Below are 20,401 nucleotides of genomic sequence, written 5' to 3' on the forward strand. Positions count from 1 at the left end.
GTCACACACATGAAAAAAAGGCTGTTTGGAGTTCTGGCGCTGGTATTGCTGGCAGCATCGGTGCTTAGCGCCTGCGGCGGTAACGGCAACAATGGAAACAACGGCAACAACGGGAACAGTGCAGGGGGCACTGCCACGGAAGGCGCACAGACGGCGGCTCCGGCTACGGATCCGGGCACAGAGGAGCTGAAGCCGGTTGAGCTGACCTGGTATTATCCGCTGTCACAGCTGCAGGCCGACCAGGCGAAGGTGCAGGAGGAAGTCAACAAGATTGTGAAGGAAAAAATCAATGCCACAGTCAAGCTGATGCCGGTCGCTGTCGGGGACTATGTGCAAAAGATGAACACGGTGCTGGCCGCAGGCGAGAAGTTCGACATTCTGTGGACCGGGTACATGCTGAAGCCGGAGGAGCTGGTCCGCAAAGGCGCCATTCAGCCGATGGATGATCTGCTGGAGCAATATGCCCCTGAGCTGAAGGCCGATGTGCCGCAGGTCATGTGGGACGGTCTCTCGGTAGACGGGGAGATTTACGGTATTCCGAATCAGCAGATTAACGGCTCGCGTTACGGGTTCATCATCCAGAAGCGTTTTGCCGACAAGTACAATCTTGACACCGCTTCCATCAAAAAGCTCGCTGATATTGAGCCGTTCCTGGCCCAGATCAAGCAGAACGAGCCGGACATTATTCCATTCGGTGTATTCGGCACCTCCTTTATCAATCCGCAGTCGCATGACGACCAGTACTGGGTAGTTCCGGGCCTGGATGACCATTTCTATATCAAAACCGGTGATCCAACTTATACGTTGCACCGTTATCCGGAAGAGGAGCTCGACAATTTCCGCCTGGCCAGCAAATGGTATAAGGAAGGTTATATCTACAAAGATGCTGCTACGGAAAAAATGAACGATTACCTCACCAAAGGCCAGATTGCCGTTGACTTCAACGTTACGCTCAAGCCGGGGGTTGAAGCAGAGGTAAAAGCCAAAAACGGCGGCAACGAGGTCATTACGGTTCCGCTAAGCGACTGGTTCTCCAACGGCTATTCGGCAACGACCAACCAGTCGATCAGCCGTACATCTGCTAATCCGGAGCGGGCTATGATGCTGCTGAATCTGGTGAATACGGACAAAGAGCTGTACAATCTCCTTTGCAACGGCGTAGAAGGTGTCCACTATGAGAAGACAACGGGCGACTACATCAAGGCACTCGCGGATTCGCGTTATATGCCGAATATGGACTGGGTTTTTGGCAGCGTCTTCAATTCCTACCTGAAGGAAGGCCAGCCGGAGAATGTCTGGGAAGAGACCAAGAAGATTAATTCCGATTCCGAGGTTAATCCTGTCGGCGCCTTCAAGTTCAACTCCGAGCCGGTCAATACGGAAATCGCCAACCTGAACGCCGTATGGGGCGAGTACAAGCGCGGGCTGGTTACAGGCACCCTGGACTTCGAAGAAACCTGGCCTGTACTGTACGGCAAGCTGAAGGAAGCCGGCGAAGAGAAGTATGTGGCGGAAGTAACGAAGCAATTCGAACAGTTCCTTAAGGATAAAGGCTTGAAGAAGTAAGGCTAGAGAGACACTGCAATACCGGAGAAACCTGCTGCTCATTGACGGCTTTGCCAATCTAAACATGCTGGCAGAGCCGTCTTATTTTAAAAGATAAGAATTTATATGCTTCGCGCAATAAATGTTACTTATCTTTCTCGCTGAAACGGATACCGTCCTCATAAGGACGGCGTAGCCGTTTCCACTTGATCCGAAAGGAAGAGGAGCTTTGGTGAAAAAAAGGTTGCTTGCAGCGCTTATGGCTGGTCTGCTGTTCATGACGACTCCCGTTCCGGCCGTTACGTCTTCGGTGTCAGCGGAAGGAACAAACCCTGGTAAGACATTTTATGTAGCTACAAATGGAAGCGATTCCAATAATGGGACGCTGAATGACCCATTTCTGACGCTGGAAAAAGCGCGCGATGCCATCCGTGCCCTGAAAGCGGAGGACGGGCTGCCGGAGGGCGGTGTTACGGTCATGCTGCGTGAAGGCCGGTATGAGCGGACCGCAAGCTTTGAGCTGCGCCAGCAGGATTCAGGTGAAGCAGACAAGCCCATCATTTACACCGCTTATCCTGGAGAGTCCGTAACGTTATCCGGTTCTAAGCATCTGGCGAAGTCAGCGTTCGTCCCGGTCACTGATTCCGCAATACTCGGCCGCATTATCAGCCCGGAGGCGAGAACCAAGGTGCTGGCTGCCGATCTGGCAGCGCTCGGCATTACCGATTACGGCCAGCTCAGCCGCCACGGCTATTATCTGGCAAATGATCTGAGCGAGGTGCCGCCGATGGAGCTGTATGTGGCCGGGGAAGGGATGACGCTGGCCCGCTGGCCGAACGAATCGACTGTCCAGATGGATGAAATTGTGGATCCGGGCCCGACGCGGCGTGATCCGAACGGGGAGGTTCACACGCGCGGCGGCACCTTTACCTACACGTATGACCGTCCCCAGTACTGGACACAGGCGGATGATATCTGGCTGGACGGGATTTTCGGCTACAGCTGGGAATGGTCGTATAACAAAATCGCCTCCATCGACACAGCCGCCAAAACGATCACCCTCCGTTACGGGGAGATGAGCGGGCTGTTCAAGAACTGGTATCCGGATTTTCATTTTGCGCAAAATCTGCTTGAAGAGATCGACATGCCCGGCGAGTATTACATCGACCGCACCGCAGGGAAGCTGTACTTCCTGCCCAATGCCGGCTTTACAGCTTCAGCAGACCCGGATATTGAAGTCACCATGCTCAAAACACCGATGATCAACGCGCTTAACGCCTCTTACATCGACTTCTCGGAGCTGATGCTGGAGAACGGCCGTGATTCGGCTGCGGTAATTATGGGCGGCAGTCATATGCGTATCCTGAACAGCGAAATCCGCAATTTCACCAACAGCGGTGTGCTGATTAACACGCAGAGCCGGTTCTACTATAGCAATTTTGAAGGCGCACCCGGAACGGATCACGACATTATCAGTACTCATATCCATCATATCGGCGGCACGGCCGTTACGCTGACAGGCGGCAACAAAACAACGCTGCAGCCGGGAAACAACGCCGTGGAGAACTCGCATATCCATGATTTTGCCTATTACCACAAGGCTTATAATCCGGGGGTTCTGCTGTCGGGCGTCGGTAACCGTATGTCGCATAACGAGCTGCATGACGCGCCCCATCCCGGCGTGCTGATCTTCGGCAATGACCATACCGTGGATTACAACGAGATTTATGATGTATGCACTACATTCTCTGACCTCGGCGCGATCTACATGAATGCGGGCGAACAGCCCCATGAGCGGGGCACCGTCATTAAGCGGAACTACTTCCACAACATCGGGGAGAGCAAGGCGGGGGTAGAGGGCGTCTATCCCGACAATTTCACGATGGGGCTGACCATTGACGAGAATATTTTTTATAAAATGGGCAATTCGGCCATTAAAAACAACGGCGGCGCACATATCCAGACCCGCAACAACATTTTTATCGACAGCAAAATTCCGTACGACTATGCCGACCTGTACCTTGGCGATGAGCCGGATGACCAGGTGCCGTTAAATTACATGCCAAAGTGGCAGGCGCTGTTCGCTGCGAACAACAATTTTACGGGTACGCCTTACATGGCGAAGTATCCCGAGCTGGCGGACTTCTTCACGGAAAACCGTTATTATCCCGACACCAACACGTTCCAGGGAAATGTCATTTACAATCCGGTGGTAACGCGCAGTGTAACCACCAATGTGTACGGGGCGTATGACAAATTCGGGCTCGTGCAATATGCGGATAACTGGGTGACCACAGCAGACCCGGGCTTCACCAATCTGGCCGGCGGGGATCTGTCCCTGCGTCCGGATGCAGAGGTATTCAGTGCCATTCCGGGCTTCCCGGACATTCCGTTCGCCGACATCGGCATCAATGGCAAAGCCGGGACAACGGCAGGAACGGGCAGCTATCCGGTACAGCAGGTAGTGGCTTATGACCAGACCATTACCGTAGACCGCTGGAAAACAGTCAAGCTGCGCACGGCTGTCCTGCCGTGGAATGCGGATGATCCTGCGCTGACCTTCACCTCGGCAGATCCTGCTGTCGCATCCGTGGACAGTGCCGGTGTTGTTACCGGAGGGACGGTTGTAGGCAGCACGGTGATTACGGTGGCTTCAGCGGAGAATCCGCTGCTTTCAGCCCAGGTTAGCGTGACCGTGGAGGCGGGCGACGGGGTAATGGATTTCACCAATTTCGAATCGGGGGCGAACGGCTGGAGCCAGGACGCCTACCGCAGCATCGAGAAGATCAGCGGGAACCGCTGGTACAAGGTGCTGAACGGGGCTTCCTCGCTCAGTGCCAAAAGCTTCTCCGAATATGAGCTGAGCTTCCGGCTCAAAACGCCGGCGGTGATGGGTGATAATGTGACCCTGTATGTGTTTGACCGGCAGGCCGGCAGCGGCTCCAGCCGGATCGGTTATAAGACACGGGCCGATGGAAGCTCCGCCTGGCTGCTCTACAATTCAGCCTGGACGGTGCTGAAGGAAGTGAAGCTGCCGGAGCATGACCTGAAGCCTAATACGGAATATAACGTCAAAATGCTTGTAAAAGGCGGAGACATCAGCCTCTATCTGGACGGAGCCTTCCGCCTGAAGGGGAATGATCCGGGGCACAATGCCGAGGGGAAGGTCGGCTTCTACGTCAATAATGTCAGCCACATGCTGTTCGATGACATTCAGTTCAAGGCCCCGACCACCGAGCTGGCCGGAATCATTCCGGCGGAGAGAGAGGTGCGGCTCGCCGCCGGTGAACAGAAGCAGCTGCATTTGTCCTTCGATCCTTCGGATACGCCTGACACGGAAGTTACTTGGCAGTCGGCTAACCCGGCGGTAGCTGCCGTGGATCAGACTGGAGTCGTCAGCGCCGTGTATGAAGGAAATACGGTAATTACAGCTGTGTCTGTGGCTAATCCGCTGATAAAGGCAGACATTGCTGTAACGGTCTCTAATATCATGCATGAGACTACCTTTGAGAACGGCGGCAACGGCTGGCCTGTTGACCCTAACCGCAGCATCTCAGCCGACCCGGACGGGAACCGGCGCTACAAGCTGCTGAACGGGGCGACTGCGCTGCTCGAGCGCAGCTTTACGTCCTACCAGCTGGAGTTCAAGCTGAAGACACCGTCCGTGATGCCGGATAACGGCATACTCTATCTCTTTGACCGCCAGGACAGCGCCGGCTCGACCCGGATCGGCTACCGCACCCGGGCAGACGGCACCTCGGCCTGGATTCTGTACAATACTGCTTGGCTGAAGCTGACCGAGTCCGTCCTGCCGGGTCATGACCTGCAGCCGGATACGGAATATACGGTGAAGCTGACGGCCAAGGACGGCGATATCAGCGTATATGTTGACGGCGCATTAAGGCTGACCGGCAGCGATCCGGGCCACCGGCCTTCGGGCAAGGTCGGCTTCTACACCAGCGGCTTCGACTATATGCTGTTCGACGACATTGTGTTCTCTGTTATGCCTTGAGTGGTTGAGTGCAGTAGGGCAAGAGAGCAAGAGAGCAAGAGAGCAAGAGTGCATAGAGCAATAGAGTAAGAGAGTAAGAGAGTAAGAGAGTAAGAGAGTAAGAGAGTAAAAGTGCCAGAGTGCTAGAGTGTAGAGGCTGGCGGCCCTCCCTGCGGGGAGGGCTTTTTGGTTCTTGACGGCGCAGGCGAGGATACTGGGACAAAACAATACTGGAACTGAGCAACACCCAGTGTGATACCCACTCAAACCAACCGCCAAGTGATTGTACTTTGTGCAACAGATTCCTTACTAAACGACTGGCAATTTCATTCTATTGTATTCCGTACAATTGATTTCAGGAAAACGAGGATAAAGGGACTGGTATTTGAAAATCTGCTGTACAAAATACAACAGAATCCGTATTTAAGCTGATTTAACCGTTATCTGTTGTACAAAATGCAATAGAACCTCTTATCTTTCATCCTAATGAAATCCGGCATTCTATTATAGGCAGGATCACAGATTTTTATCTGTGTTGAGCGTGTCGTTATCATGCTAAACAAGGGCAGCATCGTCAAGGTATTGCAGATTTGTATGCGGTAACATGAAAGGGAAAACAACAACAGGGAGGTGCAGCATGAAGCGCTGTTTGTATAGGGCCGAATGGCTCGGAGAAAAGAAGGAGGCGGCTGCTTTTTTCGGGAGCGGTGAGCTTTCTGTTTCGCTTAAAGAAGCGATGGTGCGTCTGCGCTTGGATCATTTGAGCCTGTTTGCCGCCGGTAAACAGCTGTTTCTGTATTATGAGTGCCTGGCAGAGCCGGCTACACCGGAGCAAATGCTGCCGGAAGCTGGACAACAGCTTGCCGTCTGGCCGGGAGGGGACCCGGGGCGGCGCTGGGCCCCGCTGGCTGATGTTTTTCATTACCAGCAGCCTGTGTCGGCGAAGCATTGGCAGCGGCGGAATGCTGCGGGCAAGCCTTACGGCCGGCTGGCTATGCTGAAGCCGGAAGCGACGGCGAGCTATATTTACTACCATTATCAGTATCAGGAGGAACGGCCGGGGGACGGGGATAAGTACGGGATTATCGGGCTGCATGAGAATATGCTGTTTTTTTATGCCGAGCAGCCGGCTGTCCGGGAGCCTGCACCGTATGAAGGTAAGCTGAAAACCTCGCTGCGTCCGGATAATTGGGCGGAAGTGATGGAGCCGCATTTTATGAAATGGGAGGATGCGCCGGCAGGGCAGGAGCTGTGGAAGAACATGGAGCTGCTGCTAGAGGTAAGCTCTGTAAGCGGAAAGCAGGGGGTGCAGCATGCGTAATTTATTTTGTCTGAACGGGGAGTGGGATTTCATGCCCCTGTACGATCAGCCGCAATGCCGCAGCCTGCCGGAAACCATCGTGTACGAGGAGCGCAAGGTGCTGGTACCCTCCAGCTGGAGGAGGACTTATCCGCAGCCGGACGGCAAAACCTTTGGGAAGATTCCGGAGTATGATTATGCACCGTTTGACCTGCATGGTTACCCGGAGGAATGGGATGCTGCTGAGGCAGGAGTGCTGCACCGCAGCTTCCGGGTTCCAGAGAGCATGGACGGTCAGCGGATCGTGCTGCTGCTGGACGGGATTATGCAGAAAGCTGTCATCTATATAGACGGCCAGGAAGCAGGTGTATGGGAAGACGGCTATCTGCCGCTCAGGCTCGACATCACTTCGATTGTGGAGCAGGGACGGGAGCATCAGCTGCATGTGGTGTGCAGCAGTTTTGACACGGTGCTTCTGACGAATGGAATGTCCAAGATCACCGGGCTGATGGGCTCCTGGTTCGGCAGAATCAGCCGGGGGATCTGGCAGGATGTGTATCTGGAAGGCTATCCTCAGCTTGCGCTGGAGGATGTATCGATCCGCACCTCTGTCAGGGAAGGGCGGTTAGAGGTTCAGGCGCTGGCAGCCGGGACAGAAGCAGCCGCGGCTGGCCGAGGTCCGCTGACGGTAAGGCTGAGCGTATGGGAGAAGGGCGTGCTACGGCGGGGTGAAGACGGGGCGAAAGGGCCGGATGTGCGGGAAATAGAGGAGCATACTGGCGAGCCGGAAGAGCTTAAAGGGCTGAAAGAATCGGAAAAGCTAAAAGAGCTTGGAGCGTTGAAAGAAGAGTTGGGTGCGCTGAAAGAGCCGAGAAGGCCGAAAGAGCAGACGGGGTTTAGAATCGGGGGAGTACCGGGAGCTGGCGCGGGCCTTGCAGGAACGGGTGTGATAATGCCGTGTGGTTTGGGAGAACCAGACAGTGCAGCCCCTGCCGCTGCCAGTCCGGTCCTGTCTGCTGAATGTTTGGCTAAACCTGCAGATAATGCTGCTGCCCGGAAGCTCAGGCTGTGTGAGAACATGCTGGACGGAGCCGTATACAGTGCCTCCTACCAGCTGGATTGGGACAGTGCCAGACTGTGGAATCCCGATCAGCCGTTTCTCTACACTGCGGTATTGGAGCTGCTGGAGGGAGAAACGGTTATTGACCGTTACACGGAGGATTTCGGCTTCCGTGAATTTTGGAGCGAAGGCCCGCAGTTTATGCTGAACGGCATTCCGGTCAATCTGCGCGGCGATTCCTGGCATTTTCAGGGCGGGCTGCAGATGACGGAGGCTTATATCCGCAACTGGTACCGGATCTGCCGCAGCGCCGGCATCAACAGCATCCGGCTGCATGCCGAGCCTTACCCGGCTGACTATCTGCGGATTGCGGATGAAGAGGGGATGCTGATTGTCGATGAGACGGCGATTTACGGCTCGGGCAAATCGATGCTCGCCGACCATCCGGCATATGTGGAGAACTGCCGGCAGCATGTGCGGCGGCTGGTCCGGCGTGACAAAAACCATCCGTCCGTTATCCTCTGGAGCCTGCAGAATGAAATGCGCTGGGTGGACGGGCGGGACGGCTTCAGCCTCCATATGCCCGGCCTGATGGAGGAGATCCGGGGGCTGGACCCGACCCGGCTGATCATCGCCGAAGGAGACAACCGGCTGCTGGCCAAGGAGCATACGGAGGTGGAGAGCCGTCACTATAACATCGACGGAACCATCAGCCAGTGGGACCGGACAGTTCCGCTGACGTTCGGGGAGCACGGCGGCTGGTGGTATATCTGCCCGCAGAACAGCAGCATGTACACCGGCCTTGAAGTCTACCGGGGAACGGATGAGAGCACTGCGGGGCTGGCCCAGAAGGAGCGGCTGTTTGTGGAGTTTGCCAGACGGCAAGGGGTATCCGGCATCTCCACCTTTAATTTCGCCCATTATTTCATGCGGGCGATGCCGGAAAGCGAGCTGGCACTGCCGCCTGCTGATCCGGCCATGCCAGGAGTGAAACCGCAGACGGTCCCTGCCTATTCACTGACGATTAACAACGGTATGCTGCCGGAGGAATATCCGCTATATATTCCTAACCCCGCCTTTGCCATTATGGCTGAAGCATTCAAGCCCGTAACGATTATGGCAGCCGAATACAACAGCTGGTTCTATGATGACAAGCCGGTTGCCCGCAGCTTTGATGTCTATAACGATACGTATTCGCACCAGGATGTCCGGGTTGAGGTCGTAATCCGCCAGGGCGGCAAGATCATCCATGAGCAAAACTTCCGGTTTGTTCAGCAGCCTGCTGAACATAAGGTTATCGGGCTGGAATGGTCGCCTCTACCGGCTGGTGACGGGGAGCAGGCAGAGCTGACAGCATTCCTGTTCCATAACGGACAGCAGATGCATGAGCTGCGACTGGAATACAGAATGGTGTCCGCAAGCCTGCTGGAGCAGCCGTTGAATCTGCGGCGGCAGGCAGCCTATTACGGAGCGGACCGTGATTATGCCTACATCCGCAGGCTTGTTCCGGGCTGTAAGCGCATCGACCTTGCCGGGCTGGCCGGACTTGCCTCTGATAAGCTGCTGGTTATCGGCAGCTATGCGGAGGATGCTGACGGCACGCTTGAGACACAGCTGCAGGCCTTCGCCGCGCGCGGCGGCCGGGTGCTGCTGCTGGAGCAGAGCAGCTTGTCGCCCGGTAAGCTGCCGCTCTCGCGGAGGCCGTTCCTCCGCGCCCATGCCGGCAGCTACCGGCATCCGGTGCTGGAGAGCTTCAGCGACAGCAGCCTCATGTTCTGGCACGCGGAGCTGCGTGAAGAAGGGCCGCTGCCGATGATCCGCGCGGCCTTCGAGAAGCCGGTGACCGGCGATTTCACCCTGCTGCTGGAATGCAGCTCGGGCGATTTCGGCGACGGCGGCGATCTGTGGTCGCCGCTGCTGGAATACCGCAGCGGAGCGGGCCTGCTCCTGGCCAATCAGCTGGATCTGATGGCCAATCTGGAGCAGATCCCGCAGGCCTGCCTGCTGCTGCGGAACCTGCTGGCCCACGCCGGGGGTACCGCCGGCGCAGGCCAGCCCCTGCCCGGGGCGCCGCTGGCGCGCCCCGGGGGGTCCGCCGCCGCGCTGGTCCGCGCCGGCGGTAAGGCCGCAGCCCTCCTGGCGGGGCTGCGGCTGCGGTACACGGCGCTGGAGGCCCCAGCGCCGGCACTTCAGGGCGCGCCTGACGCAGCGGCGCGCCAGAACCTGCAGGACTTCGGCTTAATTATAGCCGAAGCCTGCATGCTGGAAGCGCCGGGCACAGCCGCGGCGCTCCGGCACTACACCGAGGCCGGCGGGCAGCTGGTGCTGCTGCCGGCTGAGCCAGGGCAGCAGGCGGCGCTCGGCGGCCTGCTGGACCGGCCCGTGCGCGTACAGCCGCACGAGGCGTATCATCTGGCGGCGGAATATGAATACGCCGCCGTGCAGGGGTTCAGCCCTGTCGACCTGTTCGGCTTCGACAAGGTGTTTTTGTCGCCGCGCGAGGTCAGGAACCATGTGCTGGCTGAGTACAGCCTGGACATTGCCGGTGCGGACGCGCTCTGCACAAGCGTTGAGGGAACAGCCTGGAAGGACTACTTCGTGCATGGCTATACCGCAGAATACAGCCGGCTCGCGCTGGTGGAGCTGAACCGCAGAAGGGCCCGCCCTGCAGGGACGTTTATGGCGGAAGTCAAGCTTGGTGAAGGGTCTGTAATCTGCTCGCAACTGCTGACCGATCCCTGCAATGTCAAGGCTGTCCGCCTGTATACCCGGCTGCTCGCCAATCTGGGCGCTTCCTTTGATGACGGCCTGCTGGACAGCGTGAAGGGGGACGGGGAATGGGCCGTGGAAACGATGATGGCCCTGCCCTGCCTGCCCCACATTAATTATGAAGAGATGAAGGCGTACTACATCGATCCGGAATTCTCATTAAATAATCTGGGCGAGGGCCTGTACGGCTGGATGCAGAAAAAAGAGCGCCGCCCCGGTGACGGCACCCTGCGCATAGCAAATGCAGGGAATAACCGCTGGTTTCTGAGCTGTTTTGTGAATGTCCCCGAAAAAGCAGGGGAGGCCGCTCAGCATTACCCGGGCCGGCTGCGGATCAACACGGACGTACCCTATGAAATCTACCTGAACGGTGAGCTTGTAGCTGAGCCGGAACGGGAGCTTACGCTGCAGACCGGGCTCAACCGGCTGATCGCCACCCTGCAGGGAACGGGCGGAGACCTGGCGTTTGGCCTGACCTTTTTGAACCGGGATGGCACCTACATGAAGGACCTGGAATACCGTCTGACCCTGGATGAGGTTGAGCCGAAATAACACCATAACATCACAAAGGAGCTGAAGCCCGGTGAATGCGGAGCTTACCAGAAATAACAATCCGAAAGCATACTATACCTTCAGGGACGATGAAAAAGAGGTCGAGTTCAAGCGGCACGACATGCCGACGCCGTGGATGAACTACCTGTCGAACGGCACCTTTCATACGATGCTGTCGCATGCCGGCGGCGGTGTGGCTTTTTATAAGTCGCCCCAGATATGGAGGATTACACGCTACCGTTTTTTTCATCTGCCGATGGACCGTTCCGGCCCGTACATTTATGTGCAGGATGCTAGGGCGGGCAGCTACTGGTGTCCGACCAGCGAGCCTGCCCTGGATAAACCGGAAGAATGGAAAAGCGCCCACGGGATGGGCTACACCCGCTTTGAGGCAAAGCGCGGCGATATCGCGGCCCGGACGGTGTATTTTGTCGGACCGCATGAGAACTCGCTGATCTGGAATCTGACCTTGACCAATGAAGGGACCGAAGCGAGAGAGCTGAAGGTCTACGCCTACGCCGAATTCGGGATGATGGAGTTTATGCGTGAGCTGCAGTGGCAGTGCTATAACAAGCATCAGGTGTCCGTGCAGTATCATGAGGCTGAGGCGCTTGTCTACCGGTACGGGGTAGAAAACCAGCCGAAGCCTGAGGAGACGCCGCTTGTCTATCTGGCTGCCGATACGCCGCTTGCCGGCTATGACGGTGACCGTGAGGAGTTTATCGGCAGCTACCGCAGTGAAACCAATCCGGCCGCAATCGAGAATGGCGGCTGTACCGGATCAACGCTGCTGGGCGGCGACCCGTGCGGTGCGCTGCAGTTCAGTGTTACCCTTCAGCCGGGAGAGAGCCGGACGATTAATGTGTTTCTCGGTACGGCAGCAGATGAGGCGGAAGTGTCACGGGCTATATTCCATTCCAGGGAAGTAGGATTTGTAGAAGACTCCTTCCAGGCGCTAAAAGAGAACTGGGCAGACTACTTAGGCGCCTGGGAGAGCAGGCTGCCGGATGAGGATGCCGAGCGGATGATCAACATCTGGAATCCGTATCAGGCGCACCGTAACTTTCTGTTTTCACGCAATATTTCCTTTTATGCGACAGGGACGTTCCGCGGGGTAGGCTACCGGGATACGGCCCAGGATATACTCTCGGTTGTGCCCTTTGATACAGAGCTTGCTTTTGACAAGCTGAAGCTGCTGCTCGGCCAGCAGTACAGGGACGGGCATGTGAACCATTACTTCTTCCCGAACGAGGGCTGGGAGCCGGTAACGAGCATTCATTCAGATGACCATCTGTGGACGGCGCTTTCGGCCTGGGACCTGCTGGCGGAGACGGGGGATGGCGCATTCCTGCAGGCAAAAGTGCCTTATTATGACGGCGGTGAGGGTACGGTGTATGAGCATTTGCGGGCAGCCATTGATTTTACGGCCTCACAGCTCGGCTCCCGCGGCTTTCCGCTGATGCTGCGCTCGGACTGGAATGACCAGCTGTTCCGGGTCTGCCGCGAGGGAAAAGGGGAAAGCATCTGGACCTCGATGCAGCTCGGAACTGTGCTGCTGCGGATGATTGACTTTGCTGCGGCAGCCGGGCATCCCGAGGATGCCGCCCGGTATGAGGCGATGTATGAGCGTCAGCGTGAGCTGGTCAACAGCATCGGCTGGGACGGCCGCTGGTTCCGCCGGGCGATCATGGATGACGGCCGGTTCCTCGGCAGCGATGAACACGACGAGGCCAAAATCTGGCTCAATGCCCAGACCTGGGCCACCATCTCCGGTATGGCAGACGGGGATAAGGGGCTGCAGGCGATGAACAGTGTGCGGGAAATGCTGGACACCGAGCTCGGCATCAAAAAAATCCACCCGTCCATCACCACCTTCCCCGATCCTGCCGATCCTTTGACCAATTACAACAAGGGGACTGGAGAGAACGGAGCGGTCTTCTGCCACGCCAACACCTGGGCGATTATTGCGGAATGCCTGCTGGGCCGCGGGGATCTGGCTTATAAATATTACCGTCAGCTGCTGCCGAATGTTGCCATGGACAAAGCGGGCTTGTGGCGCTACAAAGCCGAGCCTTACGTCTATGCTTCCAATCTGTTCGGACCGGAGTCCGACAAGTTCGGATTGGCTAACGTCTCCTGGCTGACCGGTACCGCTGCCTGGATGTATGTGGCCGTTACCCAGTATATTCTCGGTGTAAAGCCGGTGCTGGAGGGGCTGTCCATCGACCCGTGCATTCCTGCGGACTGGGAAGGGTTCACGGTAAAGCGCCGTTTCCGGGGCTGCGTCTACGATATCACTGTTACCAATGCCAATAAGGTCTGCAAAGGCGTCAAAAGCATCACCGTCGACGGCGTACAGGTGGAAGGCCATATTCTTCCCGCGTATCCCGGACGATCATCCGTCAAAGTCGTAGTCGTTCTGTAGGGGAGTACTATAAGGCAAGAAGGCGGAAGCATTGGCTTTGTTCCACCACTAAACGGTGCTGGCCACTGTACGTCCAACATATTCATTGCAATTCAGGTTTGTCAAAGAATCGCTCCTAACTAGAATGGCGGCTCATTACTTCCATTCAAAAAGGGGCGGTTTTTTTGTTATGGTTAGATGGGTCGACCAATGAGCGGAGAGGAAGAATCTGATGAACAATTATCCTTCTTGGGAACGCAATTTAAATGAATTTCTAAAGTCGATCGGGAAATGAGCTGGTCCTTACCTGAGGATGAAGAGCTGGACGAGCCGCTGCCTGTAGAGCTGAAGGAATTTTTATCGGGGATTTCAGCTGGAGCATAAAGAGTATTGTTGCTGCTGAGGAGGAACGGAAGGGCTGGGAGCAGCAGGTTTTTTCGGATCTGGATGATGAATATGACCGGGTATGGCATAACATGCTGGGTTTCATGGCTGTGGGAAACGGGGACTTTGTAGCATTCGATCTTTCTGTGCCTGCTGATCCGCCGGTGGTCTATTTGTCGCATGATGGCGGTGATGGCCACGGATATAGTTTAGGGGATAATTTCATGGATTTCATGGACAGATGGAGTAAGATCGGCTGTGTTGGATGTGAGGACTGGCAGCTGATTCCCTTCATGGACAGCCCTGTATCCGGAATATTGCCCGATTCAGACAATGCCAAGCTATGGAGAAGCTGGCCGAAGGTAGAGCTCTGACCTCATGCCTATACTGACCTGCTTCAGCGGATGCTCTTCCTGTACTGTTCCGGGGAGATTCCCTTTTGTTTTTTGAACATTTGGCTAAAATACGACGGAGAATAGCCGCCGACTTCTGCAGCGATCTCCTGGACAGACCTTGAGGTGTTGGCGAGCAGAATACAGGCCTCACGCACGCGCCGCAGCATCACATATTCGGACAGGGTGATCCCGGCAAAATCCTTAAACAAATGGGAAATATGATACGGCGACAGGTGCATTGCAGCGGCCAGCGTCTCCAGGCGGAAAGGCTCTTTATAGTGTTCGTCCAGCCAGCCGGTAATTCGTTCAACATGCGAACCTCCGCGTGACTGGTTATTGAAATCCTCGGGCAACACGCCGGACATGTTCTTTTGCAGCAGCCGGATTAACTGGAGCATCAGGAGCCCCATATTTTCTTCTCTGTCTGCAGCGGAGCTATTATCGGCGTAATGCAATTCCTCCAGCACAGCGGCAACCGGCGTATTTTGCATCTCATAAAAAACCGGCCGCTGCAGGCTCCCCCTCCACAGGCTGCGGAAAAACTTCTCCAGTAAAGGAAAAGCCGCAAGATAACGCTCCAAAAATCCGGGATCAAAGGTCAGGTTGGTCCGGATATACGAATGGCCTTGAGCCGCAGGAACAAGCACACGGTGCAGCTGATAGGGTTGGAACCAGACTAAGGTGTGATCCCGGATCGGATACGTCTGATTCTCTGCCATAATCTCGCCATGGCCGCTATAAATGTACAGCATCTCAATGCCCCTGTGCGCGTGGAACCAATGGGCTTCCGCATCCTCATACTTATACTTGTACATAAACAACCCGGGCTCCAGCCCTTGGGGCGGATGATCGTTACTGTTCATACAGCGCTCCCTCATCAACCAGTATTACTTTTAGTATAAGTAGCCGTCCGGTAAAAAGAAACCGTTTCATCTGCGTGCTTAATTAACTATGCAGCTCCAAGTAACCAGGTTAATACTTAGAGGGAAAAATCCCATTAAGTAGCCCAGTTCAGCCCTTGGACAGCCGCAATAGAGGGAAAAATCTTTTTTACTCTATAGTTAACTTTTGATATTCAACTTAAATGCAATATCTCCCCAACCATTAATAAACCTCCCAACAATAGGCCTAAAACAATACTTAATATTAATGAGAGTATGGATATTAATAGGGAAGACTTACTGCTGATCTTTGAAAAACTCATAACTCCTAAAATGAATGAAGTTAATGTTGGAATCAATAAATAATAATATAAATTCAAACTTCCATAAATCGGATTTAGTAATAAAAAAAATAGCCAACTGACAAATGCTAATAATAGTGAAATAACCCCAGTTTTTTTCTTCATTTATGAATTATCTCCTTTCTTTATATAAATATATCAAATTCCTCCACAAAATTCTTTGCAATTTTTGGAATTAATAGATACAATGGACGAAGTACCAAAATTTACAATTTATAGGAGAAAAAAATGAAAAAAGGTATTCGTGCAATGCTTCTGTCCGCCGTATTTTTACTGTCAGTTTCTACCAACGCTTTTGCAGCTGAGATTACACCTTTTGCAGATCCGGTAGAAAATATTACTTCAGAGTTCTCAGGAAAGATGCGTAGTAATGCTGCTTATATTGCATACTACGCGTACACCGAGAAAAAATATTTTGGGACATATCCTCTTATGACCGGTGAAGAATTCGTAGCAAAAGTAAAATCGGGTGCACCTTGGGACTACAAGCTGCCCTACGGATATTCAAAGAAATGGCTCTTTGGTGGCATTACTACCACAGGTGAAGATCTCGGTAATATTCACTATGGTTATGTAGGTAGAGCAGCAGGTTTTTCGGAACTTGTCTTAAAGTCAGCAGCCGGGGCGTACCAGATTTATTCTGGAACATATCATGTAGGATGGTATAATTCATATTTTGATGACCCTACCGATCAAGCTGCAATACAACGTGGATTTAATTATTGGTCTAACGGTAACTTGCCAAGCTCATTTACCTTAACATTGCAAAGACAAGAACTTATTGATACGTTAACTCAAGAACAGAAGGATGAAATTGAACAAAGTATAAAAGACAAAGCTGAGGATTTAGGTCTAGTTTCCATTGAAGCAGAAGAGTAATCTAAACTGACAACCCTTTAGGCTTGAAAGCCTGACGGGTTGTTTTTTTGCCAGGCTGAAATTTCTTCTCAAGCCGGACTGAACATATCTATTGACTGACCTTCTGTTACAACTCCGAAAGTCATCGACACATGCCATTGCCTTCCGTCTCTCTAAGCCCATATTTATTCGATCAATTGGAAGGAGTAGTTGTTGCAGGCTTATGCTGTAGATAGATGTTCTATGTTGTTCCCACTTTCCACCGTTCATTGACACTAGTCGTAAAGCGTGACGGAGCCGACAATCGACTAAGAGTAATGAAATGTATTTGAATTTACCCCTCTTCTCTGCCGGAATGCGGGTAGAGAGCTTCTAAAGATATATGGAGAAGGATACAATTAATATTCATTCGTTATCGTAGCGGAGATAACTGGATAGTTAGGCTGACCGTTCACGAGATAGGTTATTACAACCGTAACCGTGTTACCCTTGGACTGCCGCTGCCCCGGAACGCTGTAAAAGCGACTGTCCTTCGTATCATCCGTATAGTCTTCTTTTGCCTTCAGCCAAGTAAACAAAAAGTCATCAGGTTTGGCCTAAATGATTAAGCAGGTTGTATCGAACAAGAGCCCTCTGACTGGAATCAGAGGGCTCTTGATATTATTGTGCCGACTTATTTAACTTTCAAGTTGGAAAATTCTTTATGTTGGACTTTAAGGAGTGTTGACGTAAATATTAAGCTGGTCTTCCCAGAACTTTGGTTCAAGCAAACTGCAATCGTAATTTGGGAAATAATCTGGATTGCTTTCTTCCCATTGCCGAAGAACAACTAGTTACTCCTAACTAAGTATCGAGCTTACCTCTCAGCTAAACTCTGACTTTGTCGCCTACCGCCTCCACATACTCATCCAGAATACGCACCCGCTCAGCACTCCGCCCGACGCACTTACCAAACTCACCGCTCAGCACTCCGCCCGACGCACTCGCCAAACTCACCCGCTCAGCACTCTGCCCGACTCACCCACCAAACGCACCCACCAGGTCCTCCAATCAGCCCCAGTAAAGTTCCCGCTCCTCATCCCTTCCTGCTCACCACTCCACCTAAGCCTGCCGCCCGTACCAATATCCCGGAATTCCCTGCTCCAGGCGGAGGAGCGCCTCCAGGAAGAAATAGTCCCCCCAGATCATGAAATCGTCGGGGGAGGAGTTGCCTCTGACGGAATAGGAGCCGTGGCGCAGGAAGCCTTCCTCGTCCGGATTGCCGGCGGTGAAGTAGTTGCCGATCAGCGATTCCATCGACTGGTTTACCGCTTCACTCAGCAGAGTGCGGTCCGGGTCGCCTTCCGGCAGATGCTCCAGCAGCTCAAGCACACCGCACACAAAGATGGCTGAAGCCGAGCTGTCACGCGCGGTGCCTTCCTCCTGCGGGGCATCGAAATCCCAATAGGCGACATGGTCCTCAGGGAGATGCTCGAGGAAGTAGCGGGCCAGTCTCCGCGAGGTTTCGAGGAAACGTTCCTCCCGCGTATAGCGGTAAGCCAGGGCGAAGCCGTAGACGCCCCAGGCCTGGCCCCGTGTCCAGGTCGAGCCGTCATGGAAGCCCTGTGCGGTTCCGCCGCGGATGGCATTACCGTTCTCCTGGTCAAAGTAAAAGGTGTGGTAGGAGGAGTCGTCCCCCCGCACCAGGAACCGGCGGCTTTTGTCGGCATGAATAGTGGCACACTCGGCATAGCTGCGGTCTCCCGTCTGTTCAGCTGCCCAGTAGAGCAGCGGGAGGTTCATCAGGCAGTCGATGATAATCCGGCCGCCGTTGTCGGCGTCACCTTCCGGACCCCAGGCCTGGAACACCTGCGGTGCTGAACGCCAGCGCTTCATCAGCACATCGGCGGCCTGCAGCGCCAGCAGGCGGGAGGCTTCATCGTTGTCGACGATCCACCGCGCTTTGGCGGACAGAGAGTAGAGGAAGCCGATGTCATGGTGATCCAGCTCTTGCCCTGCTTCCATACGCTCACGGAAGGAATCCACTGTCTGGATCGCTGCATAATAAAGCGCGGGATCCTTGCTGTATTCATAGCTCAGCCACAAAATACCGGACCAGAAGCCTTCGGTCCAGTTGGTCTGGTCAGTCAGATAATATTTGCCGTCACCCATGCTGACAATTGGAAAGCGGTTACCGAAACGCTCAATGTTAAGGCGGGTGATGGCCAGGGTCTGTTCAATTACGGATTTCCGGTTCATGCTAGAATACCTCCTAGTATCGCTAGATTGTTCTGATGCTCAAATTATTGTTTACAATATATCGCTATATTGTTCTTAACCTCATTATAAATCTGATGTTATATCGGTTTGTTGTGTAATTGATTAGGTATATTGCGGTTTGTGTATGGGCGGGTTAAAGATTGTAAAGACATTCCCTTTGTCTTATGGTAAAAATTACTTATGCCGAAAGAACAACTATACATAATGTTATTAACCACAAGGGGGAGCAGATGGAGAAGGTTAATCGAAACATCTCTGTTATTTTTGCAGCCGTCATGGCAGCTGCCGGGGTGTATTGGGCAGTGCATGCTGACAGCTGGACGTTTATGGGTACGGCAGCCGCAGCGGCCTGTTACGTACTGTTCATCATGACCGGTCTGCGTGCGATACCTGCATTAACCGGATATATTACAGCCGGCCGGAGCCAACAGTATGCCGGGCTGGAAGCTGCAGAAGACCTGCGCAGACAGGCGTGGACAAAAATTGTTGTCTGGGTGCTGCTGAGCAGGCTGCTTATGGCGGTTGCCGCCTATGCAATTCTTATCCTGAAAGACGGTTACACCGGAGGAGGTCTGATACGTCACCTGAATGAGGCTTGGCATATAAAAGGAATCGATGCGCCGTCTTATCTGGGCATTGCCGAGAACTGGTATGTGACGGAGGGGGATCCCCGGTTCCACATCGTGTTCCTGCCTTTTTTTCCAATCCTGATCAAAGTAGTTCATTTCTTCACCAATAATTATCTTGCTGCAGGCTATACCGTAGCCAATCTCTGTGCAGTTGCCTTTGCACTGGTTGCTTACGAGCTTGCGGCGCTTGACATGGACAGGAAAGAGGCTTTCCGGGTAATAAAATATATGTTTATTTTCCCCGCGGCCTTCTTCTTCGTGCTGCCGATGACGGAGTCCCTATTCCTGCTGTTGTCATTACTATCCATTTATCTGGTCCGCAAAAAGAAGTGGCTGTTTGGTTGCCTGTGCGCCGCCCTGGCCGGATTTACGCGCTCACCCGGGGTGCTGCTGGCGGTCCCGATTGTTATCGAGCTGTGGCGCGATCTTGCTGAAACGTACAAATCTGCCCATAAACAAGCCATCAAGCGCAAGCTTGCCGCTGCTGCCGGATGCCTGGCAATCGTGCCGCTTGGCCTGCTGGCCTATCTGTACATCAACTACGCTGTCTACGGGAATGCGCTGCAGTTCAGCATTTATCAGCGGGAGCACTGGTTCCAGCGGCAGTATCTGTTTTTTGATACCGTAAGGTACCAGATGGAGTATGCGGTAGGCAAGTTCAAGGAAGGTGACAGCCGCAGCTTTCTGGGGCTCTGGCTGCCGAATCTGCTCGCTATTTTCACTACACTGTATGTAATGTTCAAAAGCGCCAGGAAGCTCCATCCTTCCTATACTGCCTATATGATGGTGTATTTCGTATTTGTAACCGGTCCGACCTGGCTGCTGTCCGCACCGCGTTATCTGGCTGCCGCTTTTCCGCTGGCCTTTGCGGTTGTGCTGCTTACGAAGGATAAGGCCAGGGACAGTGCAGTAACAGTGTTATGTATAGTAAGCAGCCTGCTGTATCTGGGATTGTTCGTGTGGGGGTATCCGATTTATTAAGTGAAAAAGTTTCTGTCGTATGAGATTTATC

At 53.9% G+C, this 20,401-nt stretch carries 12 protein-coding genes; 8 read left to right on the top strand and 4 right to left on the bottom strand.

Going from position 1 to position 20,401, the window contains the following annotated elements; genetic code table 11:
- Positions 1-9 precede the first annotated feature (9 nt).
- The 6 genes from M2108_RS26580 (at position 10) to M2108_RS31700 (ending at position 14,379) form a co-directional block, all read left to right on the top strand.
- Complete coding sequence (locus tag M2108_RS26580) at positions 10-1,566, top strand: ABC transporter substrate-binding protein (RefSeq protein ID WP_277472382.1); 1,557 nt, start codon at positions 10-12, stop codon at positions 1,564-1,566.
- A gap of 211 nt (positions 1,567-1,777) precedes the next feature.
- Positions 1,778-5,557 (top strand): Ig-like domain-containing protein, encoded by a 3,780-nt coding sequence (locus tag M2108_RS26585; RefSeq protein ID WP_277472383.1) that lies wholly within the window; start codon positions 1,778-1,780, stop codon positions 5,555-5,557.
- Positions 5,558-6,173: 616 nt separating this feature from the next.
- Complete coding sequence (locus tag M2108_RS26590) at positions 6,174-6,857, top strand: hypothetical protein (RefSeq protein WP_277472384.1); 684 nt, start codon at positions 6,174-6,176, stop codon at positions 6,855-6,857.
- Positions 6,850-11,217 (top strand): glycoside hydrolase family 2 protein, encoded by a 4,368-nt coding sequence (locus M2108_RS26595; protein WP_277472385.1) that lies wholly within the window; start codon positions 6,850-6,852, stop codon positions 11,215-11,217. The genes M2108_RS26590 and M2108_RS26595 overlap by 8 nt, the downstream gene beginning before the upstream one ends.
- A 31-nt stretch (positions 11,218-11,248) precedes the next feature.
- On the top strand, positions 11,249-13,642 hold the full coding sequence (locus M2108_RS26600; RefSeq protein ID WP_277472386.1) for a GH36-type glycosyl hydrolase domain-containing protein: 2,394 nt from the start codon (positions 11,249-11,251) through the stop codon (positions 13,640-13,642).
- 368 nt (positions 13,643-14,010) lie between these two features.
- A complete protein-coding gene (locus M2108_RS31700; protein WP_277472410.1) occupies positions 14,011-14,379 on the top strand; it encodes an SMI1/KNR4 family protein in 369 nt (122 codons plus the stop codon).
- Positions 14,380-14,402: 23 nt separating this feature from the next.
- Here the strand turns inward: M2108_RS31700 and M2108_RS26615 are convergent, their stop codons facing one another.
- A complete protein-coding gene (locus tag M2108_RS26615; RefSeq protein WP_277472387.1) occupies positions 14,403-15,263 on the bottom strand; it encodes an AraC family transcriptional regulator in 861 nt (286 codons plus the stop codon).
- A 212-nt stretch (positions 15,264-15,475) separates the two neighbouring features.
- Positions 15,476-15,748 carry a hypothetical protein gene (locus tag M2108_RS26620; RefSeq protein ID WP_277472388.1) on the bottom strand — a complete coding sequence of 91 codons (273 nt, stop codon included), beginning with the start codon at positions 15,746-15,748 and terminating at the stop codon, positions 15,476-15,478.
- Positions 15,749-15,871: 123 nt separating this feature from the next.
- On the opposite strand from M2108_RS26620, the gene M2108_RS26625 reads away from it, so the two are divergent.
- The gene (locus M2108_RS26625; RefSeq protein ID WP_277472389.1) at positions 15,872-16,522 is read left to right on the top strand and encodes a polymorphic toxin type 44 domain-containing protein; all 651 of its coding nucleotides are present in this window, start codon (positions 15,872-15,874) and stop codon (positions 16,520-16,522) included.
- A gap of 846 nt (positions 16,523-17,368) precedes the next feature.
- Here the strand turns inward: M2108_RS26625 and M2108_RS26630 are convergent.
- Positions 17,369-17,497 (bottom strand): hypothetical protein, encoded by a 129-nt coding sequence (locus M2108_RS26630; RefSeq protein ID WP_277472391.1) that lies wholly within the window; start codon positions 17,495-17,497, stop codon positions 17,369-17,371.
- Between the two features lie 105 nt (positions 17,498-17,602).
- A complete protein-coding gene (locus M2108_RS26635; protein ID WP_277472392.1) occupies positions 17,603-18,739 on the bottom strand; it encodes a glycoside hydrolase family 88 protein in 1,137 nt (378 codons plus the stop codon).
- A gap of 251 nt (positions 18,740-18,990) precedes the next feature.
- Between M2108_RS26635 and M2108_RS26640 the strand changes: the two genes are divergently transcribed.
- Positions 18,991-20,370 carry a hypothetical protein gene (locus M2108_RS26640; RefSeq protein WP_277472393.1) on the top strand — a complete coding sequence of 460 codons (1,380 nt, stop codon included), beginning with the start codon at positions 18,991-18,993 and terminating at the stop codon, positions 20,368-20,370.
- Positions 20,371-20,401 lie beyond the last annotated feature (31 nt).

Origin of the sequence: Paenibacillus sp. PastM-3, from assembly GCF_029893965.1 — a bacterium.
Lineage (GTDB): Bacteria > Bacillota > Bacilli > Paenibacillales > Paenibacillaceae > Paenibacillus_AQ.

Excerpts from the sequence above, each read along its gene's own strand:
- M2108_RS26580 (WP_277472382.1), top strand. The coding sequence starts at position 10 with ATGAAAAAAAGGCTGTTTGGAGTTCTGGCGCTGGTATTGCTGGCAGCA.
- M2108_RS26590 (WP_277472384.1), top strand. The coding sequence starts at position 6,174 with ATGAAGCGCTGTTTGTATAGGGCCGAATGGCTCGGAGAAAAGAAGGAG.
- M2108_RS26595 (WP_277472385.1), top strand. The coding sequence starts at position 6,850 with ATGCGTAATTTATTTTGTCTGAACGGGGAGTGGGATTTCATGCCCCTG.
- M2108_RS26615 (WP_277472387.1), bottom strand. The coding sequence starts at position 15,263 with ATGAACAGTAACGATCATCCGCCCCAAGGGCTGGAGCCCGGGTTGTTT.
- M2108_RS26620 (WP_277472388.1), bottom strand. The coding sequence starts at position 15,748 with ATGAAGAAAAAAACTGGGGTTATTTCACTATTATTAGCATTTGTCAGT.
- M2108_RS26625 (WP_277472389.1), top strand. The coding sequence starts at position 15,872 with ATGAAAAAAGGTATTCGTGCAATGCTTCTGTCCGCCGTATTTTTACTG.
- M2108_RS26635 (WP_277472392.1), bottom strand. The coding sequence starts at position 18,739 with ATGAACCGGAAATCCGTAATTGAACAGACCCTGGCCATCACCCGCCTT.
- M2108_RS26640 (WP_277472393.1), top strand. The coding sequence starts at position 18,991 with ATGGAGAAGGTTAATCGAAACATCTCTGTTATTTTTGCAGCCGTCATG.